20 protein-coding genes are annotated in these 19,055 nt (G+C 72.0%); 1 reads left to right on the top strand and 19 read right to left on the bottom strand.

Annotated elements, in window-relative coordinates; translation table 11 throughout:
- Nucleotides 1-63 precede the first annotated feature (63 nt).
- From IE225_RS16905 to IE225_RS16835, 15 genes are all read right to left on the bottom strand, one after another.
- The gene (locus tag IE225_RS16905; RefSeq protein ID WP_190058358.1) at nt 64-684 is read right to left on the bottom strand and encodes a GTP-binding protein; all 621 of its coding nucleotides are present in this window, start codon (nt 682-684) and stop codon (nt 64-66) included.
- Entirely contained in the window at nt 665-1,090 is a 426-nt protein-coding gene (locus tag IE225_RS16900) for a DUF742 domain-containing protein (RefSeq protein ID WP_190058357.1), read from the bottom strand. Before IE225_RS16900 ends, IE225_RS16905 begins: the two co-directional genes overlap by 20 nt.
- Nucleotides 1,087-1,494 carry a roadblock/LC7 domain-containing protein gene (locus tag IE225_RS16895; protein ID WP_190058356.1) on the bottom strand — a complete coding sequence of 136 codons (408 nt, stop codon included), beginning with the start codon at nt 1,492-1,494 and terminating at the stop codon, nt 1,087-1,089. Before IE225_RS16895 ends, IE225_RS16900 begins: the two co-directional genes overlap by 4 nt.
- Nucleotides 1,491-3,119, bottom strand: coding sequence for a sensor histidine kinase (locus tag IE225_RS16890; RefSeq protein ID WP_190058355.1), 1,629 nt, complete (start codon nt 3,117-3,119; stop codon nt 1,491-1,493). The genes IE225_RS16895 and IE225_RS16890 overlap by 4 nt, the downstream gene beginning before the upstream one ends.
- 415 nt (nt 3,120-3,534) lie before the next feature.
- Nucleotides 3,535-6,387: a DEAD/DEAH box helicase gene (locus IE225_RS16885; protein WP_190058354.1), complete on the bottom strand. Its 2,853-nt coding sequence runs from the start codon at nt 6,385-6,387 to the stop codon at nt 3,535-3,537.
- A 70-nt stretch (nt 6,388-6,457) separates the two neighbouring features.
- Nucleotides 6,458-7,402, bottom strand: a complete 945-nt coding sequence (tatC, locus tag IE225_RS16880) for a twin-arginine translocase subunit TatC (protein ID WP_190058353.1) — start codon at nt 7,400-7,402, stop codon at nt 6,458-6,460.
- Nucleotides 7,403-7,460: 58 nt separating this feature from the next.
- Nucleotides 7,461-7,739 carry a Sec-independent protein translocase subunit TatA gene (gene tatA, locus IE225_RS16875; RefSeq protein ID WP_190058352.1) on the bottom strand — a complete coding sequence of 93 codons (279 nt, stop codon included), beginning with the start codon at nt 7,737-7,739 and terminating at the stop codon, nt 7,461-7,463.
- Nucleotides 7,740-8,017: 278 nt separating this feature from the next.
- Complete coding sequence (locus tag IE225_RS16870) at nt 8,018-8,212, bottom strand: hypothetical protein (RefSeq protein ID WP_190058351.1); 195 nt, start codon at nt 8,210-8,212, stop codon at nt 8,018-8,020.
- A gap of 123 nt (nt 8,213-8,335) precedes the next feature.
- Nucleotides 8,336-8,629 carry a hypothetical protein gene (locus tag IE225_RS16865; RefSeq protein ID WP_190058350.1) on the bottom strand — a complete coding sequence of 98 codons (294 nt, stop codon included), beginning with the start codon at nt 8,627-8,629 and terminating at the stop codon, nt 8,336-8,338.
- Nucleotides 8,626-9,732: a helix-turn-helix transcriptional regulator gene (locus IE225_RS16860; RefSeq protein ID WP_190058349.1), complete on the bottom strand. Its 1,107-nt coding sequence runs from the start codon at nt 9,730-9,732 to the stop codon at nt 8,626-8,628. Before IE225_RS16860 ends, IE225_RS16865 begins: the two co-directional genes overlap by 4 nt.
- Before the next feature lie 19 nt (nt 9,733-9,751).
- A complete protein-coding gene (locus IE225_RS16855; RefSeq protein ID WP_190058348.1) occupies nt 9,752-10,750 on the bottom strand; it encodes a helix-turn-helix transcriptional regulator in 999 nt (332 codons plus the stop codon).
- Nucleotides 10,751-10,900: 150 nt separating this feature from the next.
- Nucleotides 10,901-11,272 (bottom strand): FKBP-type peptidyl-prolyl cis-trans isomerase, encoded by a 372-nt coding sequence (locus tag IE225_RS16850; RefSeq protein ID WP_190058347.1) that lies wholly within the window; start codon nt 11,270-11,272, stop codon nt 10,901-10,903.
- A gap of 111 nt (nt 11,273-11,383) precedes the next feature.
- Entirely contained in the window at nt 11,384-12,394 is a 1,011-nt protein-coding gene (locus IE225_RS16845) for an FKBP-type peptidyl-prolyl cis-trans isomerase (RefSeq protein ID WP_190058414.1), read from the bottom strand.
- Between the two features lie 160 nt (nt 12,395-12,554).
- Nucleotides 12,555-13,916, bottom strand: a complete 1,362-nt coding sequence (gene pafA, locus IE225_RS16840) for a Pup--protein ligase (RefSeq protein WP_190058346.1) — start codon at nt 13,914-13,916, stop codon at nt 12,555-12,557.
- Nucleotides 13,917-13,925: 9 nt separating this feature from the next.
- Nucleotides 13,926-15,185, bottom strand: a complete 1,260-nt coding sequence (locus tag IE225_RS16835) for an MFS transporter (protein WP_190058345.1) — start codon at nt 15,183-15,185, stop codon at nt 13,926-13,928.
- Nucleotides 15,186-15,296: 111 nt separating this feature from the next.
- On the opposite strand from IE225_RS16835, the gene IE225_RS16830 reads away from it, so the two are divergent.
- Nucleotides 15,297-16,325, top strand: coding sequence for a LacI family DNA-binding transcriptional regulator (locus IE225_RS16830; RefSeq protein ID WP_190058344.1), 1,029 nt, complete (start codon nt 15,297-15,299; stop codon nt 16,323-16,325).
- A gap of 103 nt (nt 16,326-16,428) precedes the next feature.
- On the opposite strand, the gene prcA is transcribed toward IE225_RS16830, so the two are convergent.
- The 4 genes from prcA to IE225_RS16810 form a co-directional block, all read right to left on the bottom strand.
- Nucleotides 16,429-17,175, bottom strand: coding sequence for a proteasome subunit alpha (gene prcA / locus IE225_RS16825; RefSeq protein WP_190058343.1), 747 nt, complete (start codon nt 17,173-17,175; stop codon nt 16,429-16,431).
- Nucleotides 17,176-17,252: 77 nt separating this feature from the next.
- Nucleotides 17,253-18,098 carry a proteasome subunit beta gene (gene prcB / locus IE225_RS16820; protein WP_190058342.1) on the bottom strand — a complete coding sequence of 282 codons (846 nt, stop codon included), beginning with the start codon at nt 18,096-18,098 and terminating at the stop codon, nt 17,253-17,255.
- Nucleotides 18,050-18,481 carry an endonuclease domain-containing protein gene (locus IE225_RS16815; RefSeq protein WP_308432512.1) on the bottom strand — a complete coding sequence of 144 codons (432 nt, stop codon included), beginning with the start codon at nt 18,479-18,481 and terminating at the stop codon, nt 18,050-18,052. The genes prcB and IE225_RS16815 overlap by 49 nt, the downstream gene beginning before the upstream one ends.
- Before the next feature lie 224 nt (nt 18,482-18,705).
- On the bottom strand, nt 18,706-18,924 hold the full coding sequence (locus IE225_RS16810; protein ID WP_190058340.1) for a ubiquitin-like protein Pup: 219 nt from the start codon (nt 18,922-18,924) through the stop codon (nt 18,706-18,708).
- Between the last annotated feature and the right edge of the window lie 131 nt (nt 18,925-19,055).

Here is a 19,055-nt window from a genome sequence, read left to right as displayed (position 1 = left end):
ACATGGGGTCCATCCGGGTGGGGCGTGCGCCGGGACACGGGGTCCCGGGCCGGGGCCGGGTGATCAGGTGAGCGCCCCGGTCAGGTGCAGCGCGTGCAGGAAGCGCACCAGGGTCAGCAGGACGTCGCGGCTGGAGGCGCGGCGGCGCGCGTCGCACTCCAGGATGGGGATGTCGGGGGTCAGGTCGAGGGCCTGCCGCAGCTCGGCCATGGGGTAGCGGGGTGCGTCCGGGAAGGTGTTGACGGCGACCACGAACGGCACTCCGCGTTCCTCCAGCCGCCCCATCACGTCGTAACTGACCTCGATACGGCGGGTGTCGAGCAGCACCACCGCGCCGAGGGCGCCCTCGAACAGGCGGTTCCACAGGAACCAGAAACGCTCCTGGCCGGGCGTGCCGAACAGGTACAGCACCAGTTCGTCGCTGATCCGGATGCGGCCGAAGTCCATGGCCACGGTGGTGGCCGTCTTGGAGGGCGAGCCGAAGTCGTCGTCGACGCCGATGCCCGCCTGGGTCATGGTCTCCTCGGTGGTGAGCGGCTTGATCTCGCTCACCGAGCCGACCATCGTCGTCTTCCCGACCCCGAACCCGCCCACGATCACGATCTTCGCCGCGGCCTGGGCCGTGTGCGGGAGATGGTCCTCGGCCCGTGGGCCGGGGACGGTGTCAGAGCCGTTGTAGTCCATGCATCACCGCTTCGAGGAGGGAACGGTCGGGGAGCGCCTGGCGGACGATGGGGGCGCGCGCCTGCACCAGCCCGGCCGCCAGCATGTCGGTGAGCAGCACCGTCACCACGCCGAAGGGCAGGCCGAGGTAGGCCGACAGTTCGGCCACCGACAGGGGGCTCCTGCACATCCGGAGCACGGCCGTCTGCTCCGGCGTCGACGAGGGCGGCGGCTCGGCGCACGCCACGATCAACGTCACCAGGTCCAGTACGGCGCGGTCGCCGCCGTCGGAGTCGGCGACCACGTACAGCCGTTCGGGGATCTTGCCGTCGCCCTCCGCCTCTCCCTGCGCCGGCGCGAGGGGGGACGGCGGCTGATGACGGGTCGCAGGGCGCCGCCGTCGCTGGGGCGGGACCGGAGGGTTCATACGGCCTGCCCGTTCCGCCGGGGCGGACTCGTCAGGTGGGAGCCGAGCCGGCGGACCAGGTCGGCCATCTGGTGGCTCATCCGGCCGGGTTCGCAGCGGATGTCGGAGAGCACCGCGAGGTAGGCGTTGGGGCCGGCCGACATGAGGTAGAAGTAGCCGTTCTTGACCTCGATGAGGGTCATCTTCATCTCGCCGTCGCTGTGGGGGATCTCCTCGGCGACGGCGGTGGCCAGGCTCTGCAGCCCGGCGCAGGCGGCGGCGACCCGGTCGGCGGCGTCGGGGTCGTCGCCCCACTGGGCGATGCGCAGTCCGTCGGCGGACAGCACGACGATCATGTGGATGCCCGGTACCTCGTCGGGGAGGTGCCGCAGCATCCAGTCGATGTTGCCTCGCTGCTTGATCACGTGGGGTCCCTCTCGTCGTCGGCGCCGTCGCGGACCGGCTCGGTCGGCTCGGCAGTGGGGGTGGGGGTGGCTGCCTGGGTGATGTCGGGGTAGTCCTTCAGTCCCTCGAAGAACGCGCCGACCCACGCCCCGGGCGGGGTGTCGTCCTTCTTCTCGGACTCCTCGGGCTCCTCGGGCTCCGGCTTGGGCGTGGACCAGACGGAGTAGCCCTTCTCGCGCTCCTCCCGCTCGATGGCGGCCTGCTGGGCGAGCCGCTGGCTCAGCGGCGTCCTGACCCGGCTGCGGCGCTGCGGCAGGCCGCCCGCGGTCCACTCGGTGATCTCGGGGACGTCGGAGGTTCCGTCCGCGAGCGGCGGCGGGGAGTCGGGGATGCGCGGGCTGGTGGGCCGGCGCCGCTTGGGGCGGCGCTTGGGGCCCTCGACCCCGTCGGTGTCGACCTCGGGGACGGCGGTGACGCCGACACCGTGGGCGAGTCCGACGCCGGGCTCGGAGGTGATCATCTCGCTGGGGATGACGAGGACGGCGCGCACGCCGCCGTAGGCGGAGTCCCGCAGCGCGACCTGCATGTTGTGCGCCGCGCACAGGCGGCCGACGACGGCCAGGCCCAGGCGCGGGTTGGAGCCGAGCTCCTGCAGGTCGGCGCCGGCCCGGGCGCGGACCAGCATCGTGTCGACGAGGACGCGGTCCTCCTGGCTCAGGCCGGTGCCGGCGTCCTCGATCTCGATGGCGATGCCGGTCTGCACCTCCACCGCGGTCACGTGCACCTTGCTGGTGGGCGGCGAGTAGCGGGTGGCGTTGTCGAGGAGTTCGGCGCAGGCCTGGATGACCGGTTCGACGGAGATGCCGCGGATGTTGACCTTGGCGATGGAGTCCAGCTTGATCCGCGGGTACTCCAGGATGCGGGACATGGCGCCGCGCAGCACGCTGTAGAGCGGTACCGGCAGCGGCCACTGGCGGCCGGGGCGGCCGCCGCCGAGCACGGCGACGGTGTCGACGAGACGGCCGATCAGCGCGTTGCCGTGGTCGATGCGCAGCAGGTCGTCGAAGACCTCGGGGTTGCGGCCGTGGTCCTCCTCCATCTCCCTGAGTTCCTTGGCCTGCTGGTGCACGATCGCCTGGATGCGCCGGGCGACGTTGACGAAGGAGCGCTGCGCGGAGTCGCGCAGGGCACTCTCGTCCTCCACGAGCCGGAGCACCGCGCGCAGGAACTCGCGCTGGGCCTCGGAGAGTTGACGCCAGTACGGGTCGGGGTCGACGACGCGGCGGATCACCTCGTCGGGGGACTCGCCGCCGCGGACGCGGAGCACGCCGACGGGCAGGAGTTCGGCCCCGAGGCGGACGATCACCTCGTCGTGGGAGGCGAGCCGCTGCTCGAGGGAGGCGGTCCGCCGGGCGTGCTCGGCACGCAGGTCGCGCAGGAGGCGGCCGCGGCGCGCCGCCTCGGCGGCCACGGCGACCACCAGGGCGGTCGCGACGGCACCGCACCAGCCGACGGCGGCCCGGGCCGGCTGCGGCACGGCGGCGACGGCGGCCCCGGTCACCGCGGCCATGACCACGGCCAGCAGCAACAGCACGCGCAGATAGGGAAGTTCGCGGCCACGGGGCGGCGACTGGACACTCACCATGAAAGCCCTCTGAGACAAATCGGCTGCGGGTCGGGGGAGCTTGCTGGGGGGAAACGTGATGGCACTGTAGAGAACCGCCAGGACTTTCCGCACATGGGGGAACAAGCGCACGAATTCGCCTCAACTCGGTGCGCTGCGGGCGAGCTTAGTCCGAGCGGATCAACGCCGTGTCATATTCGGCAAGCACCTGAAAACGCCCCGGGGAGCGGAGTACGCTCGCTCTCTTTGCACGGTGGGCATCCGTTCGAACACACACCGTGACGACGTACGGGCGTGCGAGAGCATCTCACCGGAAAGAGTGACGGCCGGGGTGGTGGGCCGGTGCCGTGGAGCACCGGCCCACCACCCCGGCCGTCTTCGTCCGGTCCGATTCCGGGACGAGGCGTGGCGGGGCGTGACGGGATGTGACGGAGCGTCAGCCCACCGACGAGTAGGCCACCACGCCCCTCAGCAGCGCGTCGACCGCCTTGCGGGCGGCCTTCGGCACGGTGGAGCCCTCCGCGGGCGCCGCCGCCGCGATCTGCCCCAGCACGTCGATGACCTGCTTGCACCAGCGCACGAAGTCGCCGGCCGGCATCTCCGCCTCGCGCAGCACCTCGTCGAGCCCCTTGCCGGAGGCCCACATGTACGCGGTCCAGGCGAAGCCGAGGTCCGGCTCGCGCTGGCCGACGCCCTCGGACTGGTGGATCCGGAACTCCTCCTCCAGACCGTCCAGCCGGCCCCAGATGCGAACCATCTCATCCAGCGCGACCCGCGCCTTGCCGGAGGGCAGCTTTGGCATCGCGGCGTCGTCGCCGAGCCGCGCCTCGTAGACCAACGCCGAGGCGCAGGCGGCCAGTTCGGCCGGTCCCAGCCCCTCCCACACGCGTTCCCGCAGGCACTCGCTGGCGAGCAGGTCGAGTTCGCCGTAGAGCCGGGCGAGCCGCTTGCCGTGCTCGGTGACCTCGTCACCGCGCAGGTAGTCCAGCTCGGTCAGCAGCGCCACGATGCGGTCGAAGGTGCGGGCGATGGTGTTGGTGCGGCCCTCGATGCGGCGCTCCAGCTGCGTGGTGTCGCGCAGCAGCCGGTGGTAGCGCTCGGCCCAGCGGGCGTGGTCCTCGCGGTCGCTGCACCCGTGGCAGGGATGGGCCCGGAGCGCCTTGCGCAGCCGGGCGATCTCCCGGTCGTCGGCGGCCTGCGAACGGCGCTTGCGGTGCCGCTCGGGAGGGATGTGCCCGGCCTTGGTACGCAGCGCGGAGGCGAGGTCGCGGCGGGACTGCGGGGAGCGCGGATTGAACGACTTCGGGATCCGCATCCGCTCCAGCGGCTCCACCGGCACCGGGAAGTCGATCGACGCCAGCCGCTTGACCTGCCGCTCGGCGGTCAGGACCAGGGGGCGCGGGCCGTCGTGGTGCTCGAAGCCGCGGTGGCCGTTGGTGCGTCCGGCGGGCAGGCCGGGGTCGAGGACCAGCGCCAGGCCCGCGTACTTGCCCGTCGGCACGTGGATGACGTCGCCGGGCCGGAGCTTCTCCAGCGCGACGGCGGCCTCGGCGCGCCGCTGCGCCGCGCCCTGCCGGGCCAGCTCGGTCTCGCGGTCCTTCAGCTCCCGGCGCAGCCGCGCGTACTCCTCGAAGTCGCCGAGGTGGCAGGTCATGGCCTCCTTGCAGCCGGCCAGTCCCTCCTCGTTGCGCTGCACCTGCCGGGAGATCCCGACGACCGACCTGTCGGCCTGGAACTGCGCGAACGAGGTCTCCAGCAGCTCGCGCGAGCGGTGCCGGCCGAACTGCTCGACCAGGTTGACCGCCATGTTGTACGACGGCTTGAAGCTGGAGCGCAGCGGGTAGGTGCGGGTGCCGGCCAGGCCCGCGAGGTGCTCGGGGTTCATGCCGCGCTGCCACAGCACCACGGCGTGCCCCTCGACATCGATGCCACGGCGGCCGGCCCGGCCGGTGAGCTGCGTGTACTCGCCGGGCGTGATGTCCACGTGCTGCTCGCCGTTCCACTTGACGAGCTTCTCCAGGACGACGGAGCGCGCCGGCATGTTGATGCCCAGGGCGAGGGTCTCGGTGGCGAAGACGGCCTTGACCAGCCCGCGCACGAACAGCTCCTCGACGACCTCCTTGAAGGTCGGGAGCATGCCCGCGTGGTGGGCGGCGATGCCGCGCTCCAGGCCCTCCAGCCACTCGTAGTAGCCCAGGACGTGCAGGTCCTCCGGCGGGATGGCGGCGGTGCGCTCCTCCACCAGGGCGCGGACCTGCTCGCGGGCCTCCTCGTCGTTGAGCCGCAGGCCCGCGTACAGGCACTGCTCGACGGCGGCCTCGCAGGCGGCGCGGCTGAAGATGAACGTGATCGCGGGCAGCAGGCCCTCGGCGTCCAGCCGCTCGATGACCTCCGGCCGGCTCGGCGTCCACACCCGGGCGCGCTGCCGACGCTCCCGCTCCCGGTCGGCGTCGCGCATCGCCCGGCCGCGGCGGCGGTCCGGAAACGGAGGGCGGCTGTTCTCCAGGCGGGCCAGCCGCATCAGGTCGGGGTTGACGGCCTTCCGGTGGCCGTCGCCCTCCTCGAACAGGTCGTACATCCGCCGTCCGGCCAGCACGTGCTGGAACAGCGGCACCGGGCGGTGCTCGGAGACGATCACCTCGGTGTCGCCGCGGACGGTGTCGAGCCAGTCGCCGAACTCCTCGGCGTTGGACACGGTCGCCGAGAGCGACACCAGCGTCACCGACTCGGGGAGGTGGATGATCACCTCTTCCCAGACGGCGCCGCGGAAGCGGTCGGAGAGGTAGTGCACCTCGTCCATGACCACGTAGCCGAGGCCGAGCAGCGTCTGGGAGCCGGCGTAGAGCATGTTCCGCAGCACCTCGGTGGTCATCACCACCACCGGGGCCTCGGCGTTGAGGCTGTTGTCGCCGGTGAGGAGGCCGACCTTCGCCGCGCCGTAACGGCGGCACAGGTCGGCGTATTTCTGGTTCGACAGCGCCTTGATGGGCGTCGTGTAGAAGCACTTCCTGCCCTGCTTGAGGGCGAGGTGGACGGCGAACTCGCCCACGATCGTCTTGCCGGAGCCGGTGGGGGCGGCCACCAGCACGCCCTTCCCCGCCTCGAGGGCCCGACAGGCCTCGATCTGGAAGGGGTCGAGGCCGAAGTCGTACATCTCGCGGAACTCCGCGAGCGCGGTGGCCTGCTCGGCAGCACGCCTACGCGCTGCCGCGTACCGCTCGGCCGGTGAGAGGTCCTCTGTCATCGTGCTTTCGAGCCTACCGGGCCGCACCGACAACAGGACGATCATTACCCGGATCGCCGGTGAATCCGCAGGTCGGACGCACCGGCGACGCAGAGGAGGGGGCTCGGGCGGTGGCTCAGGTCACGTCGTCGTAGCCGTTGACGCGCTCGGTGCCCGCCTGCTCCGGCAGGGCCCGGCCGGCGGTGACGGGCTCCACCTCGCCGATGTCCTCGGGGGTGAGGTCCAGCTCCGATGCCTCGTCGGGGCTGGGTTCCTGGGCCTCGCGGTGGGCCCGGCGGCGGTCGTTGAGCAGGGCGAAGCCCACGGCCAGGAAGTACAGCAGGACGATGGGCGCGGCCAGCGACAGCATCGAGACCGGGTCGACGGTCGGCGTGGCGAACGCGGCGAAGACGGTGACGCCGAGGATCATGCCGCGCCACCAGCTCAGCATGCGGCGGCCGCCGAGGACACCCGTGAGGTTGAGCATGACCAGCAGCAGCGGCAGCTCGAAGGACAGGCCGAAGACGATCACCATGCGGGTGACCAGGTCGAGCAGGTCGTCCAGCGGCAGAAGGTTGACCGCGCCCTGCGGGGTGAAGTCGATCAGAACGTTCGCGGCCGTGGGCAGCACGTGGTAGGAGAACCAGGCGCCCGCCATGAACAGCGGGAAGCCGGTCGCGACGAAGGCCAGCGCGTACTTCTTCTCATGGCGGTGCAGGCCGGGCGCCACGAAGGCCCAGAGCTGGTAGAGCCAGACGGGGCTGGCGAGGACCACGCCGCCCGTCAAGGACACCTTGATCATCAACGTGAACGGGCCCATGAGACCCGACATCGTGATGTTGCCGCAGGCACCCTTGCTCTGCTTGGCGAGCTCGGTGAACGGTTTGGAGCAGCCCACGGCGTGCTGGATCGGCTCCGTGAGGAAGTTGATGATGTCCTGGTAGTAGATCGCGCTGACGACCGCGCCGATCACAATGGCCAGGACGGACTTCCCGAGCCGGTTGCGCAGCTCACGAAGGTGCTCCACCAGGGGCATCCGTCCCTCGGGATCCTTCTCCTTCTTGCGGGCAGACTTGAGCAACCCACGTCCTCATCTCGTGCGGCAGGCCGGATCGGTCCGGCCCTGCGTCAGCCGTGCGTCAGCGCTGCGTGGTGTCCGTCGGTTCGTTGACCGGGCGGGAGCTGGACACGTCGCCGGGGGCGGCCTGGATGGTGCGCTGGGCCGGGGGCTCCGGCGGGGCGGCGGAGGCGGAGTCGGAGGACTTGCCCTCCTCCTTCATCGCCTTGGCCTCGCTCTTGAGGATGCGCGCGGACTTGCCGAGCGAGCGCGCCATGTCCGGAAGCTTCTTCGCGCCGAACAGCAGAATGATGACGACGAGGATGAGAATGATCTCGGGTGCTCCGAGCCTTCCGAACATAAGTCTTTACCTTCTCACCGAGGCGGCTGGGTGGGGTGCCGTCCGACCGTTCGGACACGTGTCCGATGGCCGCACCAGCAGCGATCGTAACGCTCGGGGGTGAACGCGAGGCAATCCCCGCGCGTCCTCCCGTCCGTGGTCGGGGCATGGCCCGGGCCTCGTTTTCCGGACCACGATCAGCAGCGTACCCGCCCCGCACAACGGGGTGACAGGGCGAAGGGCCCACAGCGCATTCAAATCAAGACGCGCGGCAGAACTCCGGGCGACGCACAGGTCCCTCACAGCGCGTCGGCCGAGCGGGCCACGCCGACGGCCGCCCGCTCCAGGTCCTCCGCCGCCCGGTTGATACGGCGCGCGGAGTCCGCGACCTGCCTGCCGAGGCGCTGCGCCTCCACGAACACCCTGACGGCCAGCACCCCGAGGACGGAGAGTCCCAGGAACCCCACAGCCACCGCGAACATCGGCCAGAACATGCCCCTGAGCCTAGACCGTCCGGCCGGTGCGCCATCGCCCGGCCGGGGTGGGAACCGACCGCCGGCCGAAGAAGCCGACCACCCCGCAGGTGCCGGTGTCCCGCGAGGCCAGAGCGTCGGAGGCTAGAGCGTCGAGTGCAGACGCAGGGTGCGCACCCCGCCCCCGGTCAGCAGTTCCACGATCCGCTCCCCCGCCGGCTTGCGGACCAGGGTGCCGCACTCGGGGCAGGTGAAGGAGTAGAAGGTGGTGCGGCGTGTGGCGCCGATGGCGAGGCGCAGTGCGCTCGCGGTGAGCTCGAACCGTCCCCGGCAGTCCGGGCAGCCCGCCCGGAACACCACCGGAGCCACGTTTTTCATCCCGGCGAACGCGGAGGCCACCGACATTCCCCGCACACCAGACGTCGCCGACTCGCTCAAAGTCCCTGCTCCTGCCTGTCGTACAGCCCGTCGTGAACTGTGTGCGCCCCGTGAGCGGGGGACGCGGCCCGCCGGGCCGCCCCGCCCGCGTCCGCGGCGTCGAGGCCGTCGTACTCCGCCTCCACGCCGTCGTAGGCGGCCAGCGCCTCGCGCGCGGCCCGGCGGGCGCTCTCAGCCAGCTCGGGCGGCGAGACGATCCGGCCGTCGCGGCCGAGCCGCAGCGCCAGGCGCCGCAGCGACGCCGGGTCGGGGGTGCGCAGGGTAATACGCAGCCCGCCGTCGGGAAGCTCATCGGCGCTGTCGTGCGGGTAGTACTCGGCGACCCAGCGGCCGCCCGGCCCGACCTCGACGACGACCTCCGGGTCCTCCGCGGAAGGCTGCACCAGCGCCTGCGACAGGTCGCGCAGTTCGATCTCCGGCGGCTCGGACGGCTCGTCGAGGACGCGGATCTCGGCGACCCGGTCGAGGCGGAAGGTGCGGCGCGCCTCGGAGCGGCGGCACCAGGCCTCCACGTAGGTGTGCCCGACGCTGACCAGGCGGATGGGGTCGATCTCGCGCTCGGTGACCTCGTCGCGGGCCGGCGAGTAGTAGCGGATCCACAGCCGGCGGCGCTCGGCGATCGCGCGGTCGACGTCGGCGAAGACGCCGCCCTCGGACTCGAAGGTCACCGACAGGCGGGAACTGGCGCCGGCCGCCTCGCCGGCCGCCGCCTCCACCTTGGCGGTGGCCCGCAGCAGCGCCTGCCGGTCGCTCTCGCGCAGGCCGGGCAGCGTGGCCACGGCGCGCGCCGCCACCAGCAGGGCCGTCGCCTCGTCGGCGGCCAGCCGCAGCGGCTGGGCGGTCTCCGCGCCGAGCGCGGCCGGGTTGTGCCACCAGATGCGCTCGCCGTCGGTGTCGATGTCGAGCAGGTCGCCGCCGCGGAAGCTGGTGCCGCACATGGGCAGCACGTCGAGGTCGGCGACGAGCTCCTCCTCGGTGATGCCGAAGGCGCGCGCGACATCGGCGATCCGGGCGCCGTTGCGCTCCTTCAGGTACGTCACCAGGGACAGCATGCGCCGGGTCTGGTCGATGGCGTTCACGGTCCTGGCCGGTTTGCCTGCCACGGTCGTCGTCCGCTCCCCCTCAGCCCTTGGCCACGGCACGCAGCCGGTCCACCACGTCGGCCCGCAGCTCGGCGGGCTCCAGGACCACCACGTCCGGTCCGAACTCCACCAGCCAGGCGTCCAGCCCGTGCCCGTACGGAATCTCCAACTCGTCCCAGCCGTCTCCGAGTTCCCGCACCGCCGTGGCTTTCGCCCGAAGGGGGTACCCGGCGCCCGCGCGCAGCCGGATCCGCGCCGTCCGGTCGGTGATCTCCCCAGCCCAGCGGGCCACGGTCTCGCGGACGGTGACGACGTCGGGCACCGGCGCGGTGAACCGGCCGCCGCGGCTGCGCACCCTGCCGGTGATCCGGGACAGCCGGAAGACGCGCTCGGCGCCGCGGTCGCGGTCCCAGCCGGCCAGGTACCAGTGGCCGCGCCAGCACTCCAGCGCCCACGGCTCGACATGCCGGGTCTCGGGATGGGCGGCGGAGGCCTTGCGGTAGTCGAAGACGACCGGGCGGCGGTCGCGGCAGGCGAGCATCAGCGGCTCGAACGCGGCCTCGTGCACCGGGATGCGGGGCTCCAGGGCGCCGTGCGTCTCGTAGGGGTCGACGTCCTCGGGCAGCCCGGCGGCCCGCAGCTTCTGCAGGGCGCCGCTGGCGGCGCCGGCCAGGCGGGCCTGCTGCCACACCTTGGCCACGAGACCGAGGGCGGCAGCCTCCTCGGCGTCGAGGGTGATGGGCGGCAGGCGGTTGCGGTCGCGGCGGGCCAGGTAGCCGACCTCGCCGTCGATGCCCTCGACGGTCTCGATGACCAGGCCGAGCTCGCGCAGGTCCTCCTTGTCCCGCTCGAACATCCGGTTGAAGGAGTCGTCGTGGGAAGCACCGCCGTCCGGCCCGGTGGCCGCTCCCCTGCCCGGCCCCGAGACTTCGACGTAGGCCTCAATCGACTCGCGCAGCTCGCGCTTGCTGAGCGGCCGCCGTGTCCCCAGCAGGCACAGCGCCAGGTTCATCAACCGCTCGGCCTTGGCAATGGCCATCGACGCCCTTCGCCTTCCTCTGGTGCTCCTGATCGACGACCGTACCGCTCCGATGCGCCCCGGCAAAAGCCGAGGGCCCATGCCCGCACAGGCATGGACCCCAGGTGATCGCATCCGGTCGCGACCGGCGGTGCCGTGGAGCCGGAGGGCTCAGGCGGCGACCAGGTCGCAGACGAAGATCAGCGTCTCGCCCGGCTTGATCACACTGCCGGCGCCGCGGTCGCCGTAGGCGAGGTGCGGGGGGATGATCAGCTGGCGGCGGCCGCCGACCCGCATGCCCTGCACGCCCCGGTCCCAGCCGGGGATGACCTGGCCGGTACCCAGCCGGAAGCGCAGCGGCGCGCCGCGGTTCCAGGACGCGTCGAACTCCTCACCGGTGGAGAAGGCCACGCCCACGTAGTGGACGGAGACGGTGCTGCCCGCCTTGGCCTCCGGCCCGTCGCCCTCCCAGATGTCCTTGATCTCGAGGTCCGCGGGGGGCTCGCCGCCCGGGAAGTCGATCTCGGGCTTTTCGATGCTCACGTCTCTCGCTCCTGCTCGTGGTACGACAAGGCAACCCGGACAGTCTCGCACCCTCGCCCGCCCGGCCGCCGTGCCCCTCGGGAGCCGGACCGCCCGCCGCGCGCCCGCGGCTCACATCTTGGCCAGGACATCCACCGAGAACACCATCGTGGAGTCCTTCTTGATGGGGCTGTTCTTCGGCGGGTTGTCGCCGTAGCCCTGGTCGGGGGGGATGACGACGAGGACGCGGCTGCCGACCTTCTTGCCGGTCAGGCCCTCGGCCCAGCCCTTGACGACCTGCTGGAGGGAGAAGGGCTGCAGCGCCTTGCGGCGGTAGGTGGAGTCGAACGGCTTGCCGGTGTCCCACAGCACGCCCTGGTACTGGACGAGGACGGTGTCGCCGGAGCCCACCGCGGGGCCGTCGCCCTCGATGACGTACCGCGACACGAGCTTCTTGGGCGCGGCCTTCCCCGGCGGGATCTTGATCTCGGGTGCCCGGCCGTCGGTGTTGGTGCCGATCGTGGGCAGGTCCGCGTCGTGCTGCGCAACGGGCCTGCCCTCGGCGGAGCTCTTGGCGTTGAAGGTGTTCTGCAGGTCGATGACGAAGACCAGCGTGTCGGTGCCCTTGATGCCCGCCTGCGCGCTGCCCTGCGGGCCGTAGCCCCAGGTGGGCGGGACGGCGAGCTCGACGCGGCTGCCGGTCTTCTTCCCGGCCAGGCCGTAGCGCCAGCCGTCGATGATGCGGCCCTGGGCGAGCTGGATGACCAGCGGGGTCTTGCGGTCGTAGGAGTTGTCGAAGACCTTGCCGGTGTCCCAGATCTGGCCCAGGTAGTTCGCCTGGATGTAGTCGTTCTCCGCGACCGTCCTGCCGCTGCCGGCGATGAGGGTCTTCACGGCGAGCTGGTCGGAGGGCTTGCCGGTGCCCTTGGCGACGGTCGGCTTCTCGTCGAACTCCGTGCCGGCGGTGACGGCGGGCAGCGGGCCGGAGACGATCCGGGGCGGCGGCGCGGCGGACGTGGCCGAGGCGGAGGGCGACGCGCTGTCGCTGGCCTTGCTGCTGGAGTCGGACGAGTCGTCGCCGCAGCCGGCGAGCGTGACCAGCCCGGCGGCGGGAACGGCGATGAGGAGGGAGCGTCGGCGCACGGTGGGGCCTCGTAATCGGTCGTAATCGGTCATCTCGCCGTGACGGCGTGCGCGCAACTCTACGGCGTGAGAAGGGCGCCGTACGGGAAACGTACGGCGCCCGTGTTGCGTTCCGTTGCGTTCCGGCATTCCGCGGAACGCACCTGTCACGTCGGGGTGTTCACATTCCGGCGATCAGCTTCTCCACCCGGTCGTCCACGGAGCGGAACGGGTCCTTGCACAACACGGTGCGCTGCGCCTGGTCGTTGAGCTTCAGGTGGACCCAGTCCACGGTGAAGTCGCGGCGCTGCTCCTGCGCCCGCCGGATGAAGTCGCCGCGCAGCCGGGCCCGGGTGGTCTGCGGGGGCACCGACTTGCCCTCGAAGATCTTCAGGTCGTTGCAGATCCGGGCGGCCTGGCCCTTCTTCTCCAGCAGGTAGTACAGGCCGCGGCGGCGGTGGATGTCGTGGTAGGCGAGGTCTATCTGGGCGACCCGCGGGTGCGACATGGTCATGTTGTGCTTGGCCCGGTACCGCTCGATGAGCTTGTACTTCATCACCCAGTCGATCTCGGTGCCGATGCGGTCGAGGTCCTCGGTCTCGATCGCCTCCAGGGAGCGGCCCCACAGCTCCAGCACCTGCGCGACGGTGCCGGTGCGGATGCCGCGCCGGTCGCAGAAGTCCGCGGCCTTCTCGAAGTACTCGCGCTGCACCTCCAGCGCGGAGGCCTCGCGGCCGCTGGCCAGGCGCACCTTGCGGCGGCCGGTGATGTCGTGGCTGACCTCGCGGATGGCCCGGATGGGGTTCTCCAGGGTCAGGTCGCGCATCACGGTGCCGGCCTCGATCATGCGCAGCACCAGGTCGGTGGCGCCGACCTTGAGCAGCATCGTGGTCTCGGACATGTTCGAGTCGCCGACGATGACGTGCAGCCGGCGGTAGCGCTCGGCGTCGGCGTGCGGCTCGTCGCGCGTGTTGATGATGGGCCGGGAGCGGGTCGTCGCCGAGGAGACGCCCTCCCAGATGTGCTCGGCGCGCTGGCTGACGCAGTACACCGCCCCGCGCGGGGTCTGCAGCACCTTGCCGGCGCCGCACAGCAGCTGCCGGGTGACCAGGAAGGGGATGAGGATGTCCGCGAGCCGGGAGAACTCCCCGTGCCGCGCCACCAGGTAGTTCTCGTGGCAGCCGTAGGAGTTGCCCGCCGAGTCGGTGTTGTTCTTGAAGAGGTAGACGTCGCCCGCGATGCCCTCCTCGTGCAGGCGTCGTTCCGCGTCCACCAGGAGTCCTTCGAGGATGCGCTCGCCGGCCTTGTCGTGGGTGACCAGTTCGGTCACGTTGTCACATTCGGGCGTGGCGTATTCCGGATGCGATCCCACGTCGAGATAGAGCCGGGCGCCGTTTCGCAGAAACACGTTGCTGCTGCGGCCCCATGACACGACACGGCGGAAGAGGTACCGCGCCACCTCGTCAGGTGACAGGCGGCGCTGTCCCCTGAACGTGCACGTGACGCCGTACTCGTTCTCCAGCCCGAAAATGCGGCGGTCCATGAAGGAACATTACGCCCGATCCCGCGGGCTGAAACGGGGTTCGGCCGCACGGTTTGGATCATTTTCCGATGCGGCGGCGACGACCGCCCGTCCGGCGGGCACGGCCAGGACGCGCCGCGCGGCCAGCAGGACCAGCAGGGACACGGCTCCCGCGGCCGGCGGCAGGGCGAAACCGGCGAGGGCGCCACCCGACTGGACGACGGGCCCGGCCACGCCGGTGCCGGCCGACGCGCCCACGGTGAACGTGGTCACCAGCCAGGAGAACGCCTCGGTGACGGTGCCGCGCGGCGCGTGCCGGTCGACGAGGACGAAGGCGCAGGCGATGGCGGGGGCGAGGAAGAACCCGGCGACCACGGTGAGCAGCACCATGGCGACCGCGCCGGGCATCAGCATCAGCGGCAGATAACCCGCCGCGAGCAGCGCCACCAGGACGCGCAGCCGCCGCTCGGGCGGGCCGGTCCAGCGGCGCGCCCCGTAGAGGGTGCCGCCCAGCAGGGCGCCCAGGCCCAGGGCGGCCATGATCCAGCCGTAGACGGTCTCGCCGCCGTGGCCGTCGGCGTAGGGGACGGCGGCGACCGTGATGGAGCCGAGCGCGATGCCGACGAACAGGAGGGCGCCGAGCAGGGCCAGCAGCCCGGGCGAGCGCAGGGCGCCCAGCCAGTGGGCCTCGCGGGGCGCCGAGCGCCAGGCGCACGAGGGCCGCGAGAGGACCACCGACAGCGCCCCCAGGACGCCGACGGCGTTCAGCAGGATCAGGGCGGCCCGGGCGGACCACGCGGACGCGCACAGGGTGACCAGCAGCGGGCCGGCGGTGAACATGACCTCCTGCGCGACGGCGTCCATGGCGTAGGCCGTGTGCACCTGATCCTCCCGGCGCAGGACGGAGGGCCACAGGGCGCGCAGGCCGCCCTCCAGGGGCGGGGCGAGCAGGCCGGCCGCCGCCACGGCCGCGCAGGCCGGCGGCAGCGGGTCGGTGCCGGCGACGGCGAACACGGTGGTCGCCAGGGCGGAGGCCAGTGCGGCGGGCAGTTGCACGCGCGGCTGGCCGTAGAGGTCCACCAGGCGGCCGAGGACCGGCTGGCCGACGGCGTTGGCCACGCCGTAGACGGCCGCGAGGGCGCCGGCGAGGCTGTAGGTGCCGCCCTCGGCGCGCACGAACAGCACCAGGGCGATGGCGGCCGTGGCGTTCGGCAGCCGGCCGACCAGGGTGCCCACGAGCAGGCGGGCGGCGTGCCGCGCCCTGAGGATCTCCAGGTATCCCGTGGCCATGTCCGCCCTCCGCCCGCCGTGTGGAACACGCCTCGCGTGTTACGTATAACGTCTGTCGTCATACGTACCATGTGCGCTGTTCGGCAGTCCATACGAAGGAGAGGGCGGACGGTGGCACGAGGCAGCACCCGCCCCACGAGCCGGGACGTCGCCCGGGCCGCCGGCGTCTCGCAGGCCGCGGTCTCCCTGGTGCTCGGGGACAAGTGGCACGGCCGGGTGTCGGCGGCGACCGCGGAGCGGGTGCGCCGGGCGGCCAAGGAGCTGGACTACCGGCCCAACCTGGCGGCGCGGCACCTGCGGCTGGGCCGCACCCGGACCGTCCTGCTGGTGGTGCCGGCGCTGACGACCGAGTTCTTCGCGGGCGTGTACACGGGCGCGGCCCGCCTCGCCGCCGAGCACGGCTTCGGCGTGGTGCTGTACCCCTCCCCCGAGGGCGTCGGACCCGCCAGGGACCCCTTCGCGTCCGCGCAGGCGGCGCTGGACGGCGTGATCGCCTCCTCGATGGCCGCGGACGCGCTGTCCGCCATCCGCGGCGACCAGCTGCCGCTGGTGATGCTGGACAGCGACCCGGCGGGCAGCCTGGGCGCGGCCACGGTCAACGCCACGGTCAACCTGGACATCGCCGACGGCGTACGGCAGGTCGCCGAGCACCTGCTGGGGCTCGGGCACCGGCGCTTCCTGCACCTGGCGGCGGACGTGCCGTCCTGGACGTTCCGGGTGCGCGCGCGGGAACTGCACGCGCGCGTGGGGGCGCTCGCCGGCACCGAGGTGCGCACCGCGCGCGCACCGATCTCCATCGACGGCGCCCGCGCGGCCGTGGAGGCCGCCCTCGCCGGCCCCGGGCCCCGCCCCACCGCCCTGGTCTGCGACGACGACAAGCTCGCCGCCGGCGCGTACAAGGCCCTGCGGCGCCTGGGACTGCGCGTGCCGGACGACGTCTCCGTCACCGGCGTCGACGACCTGGCCCTGGCCACCGCCATCGACCCGGAGCTGACGACCGTACGGCTGGACGCGGAGCTGTTCGGGGAGCGGGGCATGCGCGCGCTGCTGGCGGTCCTGGAGGGCCGTACGCCCGAGGGCGGGGACATTCCGGTGGAACTGGTGGTGCGGGGCTCCACGGCGCCGCCAGGGCGGCCGTGAGGGCCTTCCCGCTCATGCCCGTGCCCCTGCTCATGCCCGTGCCCCGGCCGTGCGCTGCTCGGCCGGGGCACGTCGGGTGACGGCGCGGGAGCGACCCGCCGGGTCACGTGCCGTCGGTGTCCTTCGCGCTCTCCGCCTCGCTGGCCGTGCTGCCGGCCTCCAGGAGACGGGAGAGCTGGGCGCCGGTGATGCGCTTGAACTTGCGCTTCTGGGGGCGGGTGCGGTCCAGGACGGCGACCTCGAGGCGCTCGGCGGGGATCTCCCGCTGGGTGCCGTTGGTGTCGCGGGAGAGGGCCTGGACGGCCAGCTGGAGGGCCTCGGCCAGGCTCATGCCGTCGCGGTGGCGCTGGTCGAGGTAGCTGCTGATCTGCTCGGCGTTGCCGCCGACCGCGACCGAGCCGTGCTCGTCGACGATGGAGCCGTCGTGCGGGAGGCGGTAGATCTGGTCCTGCTCGGGGGTGTCGCCCACCTCGGCGACGACCAGCTCCACCTCGTACGGCTTCTCGCCGACGCTGGAGAAGATCGTGCCCAGCGTCTGGGCGTAGACGTTGGCCAGGCCCCGGGCGGTGACGTCGCCCCGGTCGTAGGTGTAGCCGCGCAGGTCGGCGTAGCGGACGCCGCCGATGCGGAGGTTCTCGTACTCGTTGTACTTGCCGGCGGCGGCGAAGCCGATCCGGTCGTAGATCTCGCTGAACTTGTGCAGCGCGCGGGACGGGTTCTCGCCGACGAACACGATGCCGTCGGCGTACTGCAGCACGACCAGGCTGCGACCGCGGGCGATGCCCTTGCGGGCGTACTCGGCCCGGTCGGCCATGGCCTGCTGGGGTGAGACATAGAACGGCGTCGACACCGGTTATCCGTCGCTTTCTACTCGTCGAGTCCGAAGCATTCCGTGGGTCATCCGCAACACGAGACGAAGCCCACCGGTCAGAGCAGTGCGGCCCGCGGGCCGTCGGGCTGCTCCAGGCGCCGCTCCAGCACGGAGCGGGCGATCGTGGAGGCCTCGTCCTCGGTGAGCCGACGGAAGCCGTCCTCGGTGATCACGGTGACGATCGGATAGATCCGGCGGGCGACGTCCGGTCCGCCGGTCGCGGAGTCCTCGTCCGCGGCGTCGTAGAGGGCCTGCACCACCAGGGTGGTGGCGTCCTGCTCGGTCAGGTCCTCGCGGTAGAGCTTCTTCATCGAGCCGCGGGCGAAGAGGGAGCCGGACCCCGTGGCCGCGTAGCCGTGCTCCTCGGAGCGGCCGCCGGTGACGTCGTAGGAGAAGATGCGGCCCCGGCCCTGGTCCAGGTCGTATCCGGCGAAGAGGGGCACCACGGCCAGGCCCTGCATGGCCATGCCGAGGTTGGAGCGGATCATCGTGGACAGGCGGTTGGCCTTGCCCTCCAGGGAGAGCTGGGCGCCCTCCACCTTCTCGAAGTGCTCCAGCTCCAGCTGGAACAGCTTGACCATCTCCACGGCGATGCCGGCCGTGCCGGCGATGCCGACCGCGGAGTACTCGTCGGCCGGGAACACCTTCTCGATGTCCCGCTGGGCGATGACGTTGCCCATCGTCGCCCGCCGGTCGCCGGCCAGGACCACGCCGCCCGGGAACGTCACGGCCACGATCGTCGTGCCGTGCGGCGCCTCGATCGTGCCCTTGACCGGCGGCAGCTGCCGGTTGCCCGGCAGGAGCTCCGGCTGGTGCTCGGCGAGGAAGTCCATGAACGAAGAGGATCCAGGCGTCAGGAAGGCAGCTGGTAGACGCCCGGCGCCACGAGAGTTGGCTTCCACGAGTTTCCTTCCACGTATGCGGCAGCCCGCCTTATGACGTCGGGCCGATCCTTGAACTGCCCCAGTGCGGCGGTGCAGCTGAAGCAAAGTACGCCACGGACCCTACCCGTCTCGTGACAGTGATCCACATGAGTGGGCGGAGCCGGGAGACAGGGGCGCCGGACGCCGCCCCAAGCGGCGACCCGCGCGTCACGCCCGGCTTCGGTGAGGCCGTACCGGCACTCGGGAGGGAGCTTTCGGCCCTGCGCCGCCCGGCACGCCCCGCACCGCGTGGACAGCCCGCGGGAGGCGCCGGCGTCGCGGTGCCGTCCACCGTGCGGTTTGATCCCGCCGCCTGTCCGGCAGGGCTGGTGCCCGGACGGGACGTCCGCCTTCTCCCGCACCGGCTCGCCCAGGGCCTCCCGGTGCTGCCGGGAGTGCGCGGCGCCGTGCTCCGCCACGCACTTCCGGCAGTGCGCCCGGAGGCCGTCACGCCGCTTCCCGTCCCGCGCATCTGCGGCACGTGGCGGGACCCGCTTGCATGTCCCACCCTGCTCCGCGTCCGCACCGCCGGCCACCCCTACCCCCCATTGCTTTCAGTTCGAGGGCATCAGCGCGCCGACGACCTTCACTCTCCGCCCTTCTGCACGAAACTCCGCACGAAATCCTCGGCGTTTTCCTCGAGTACGTCGTCGATCTCGTCCAGGACGGAGTCCACGTCGTCGCTCAGCTTCTCGTGGCGCTCCTTGAGGTCTTCCGAGGCCTGCGCGTCCTGCGCCTGCTGCTCGGTCTCCTCCGTGGAGCGCGTGGCCTTCTGCTGGCCGCCGCCGGTGTCCTTGGTCGCCATGTCCTCACCCCGCTCTTTCACCTGCCGTGGGTCGGCAGATCCGCATTCCTGCCGATCGGTGATGATCAGACCCTACAAGCCGGGTCCGACATCGGCCCCGCAGTTTGCTCAACGTACGGGGGCCACCTCGA

It is taken from the genome of Streptomyces echinoruber (assembly GCF_014651135.1).
Classification (GTDB): Bacteria; Actinomycetota; Actinomycetes; order Streptomycetales; family Streptomycetaceae; genus Streptomyces; species Streptomyces echinoruber.
This window is presented reverse-complemented; position numbering and strand designations above follow the sequence as displayed.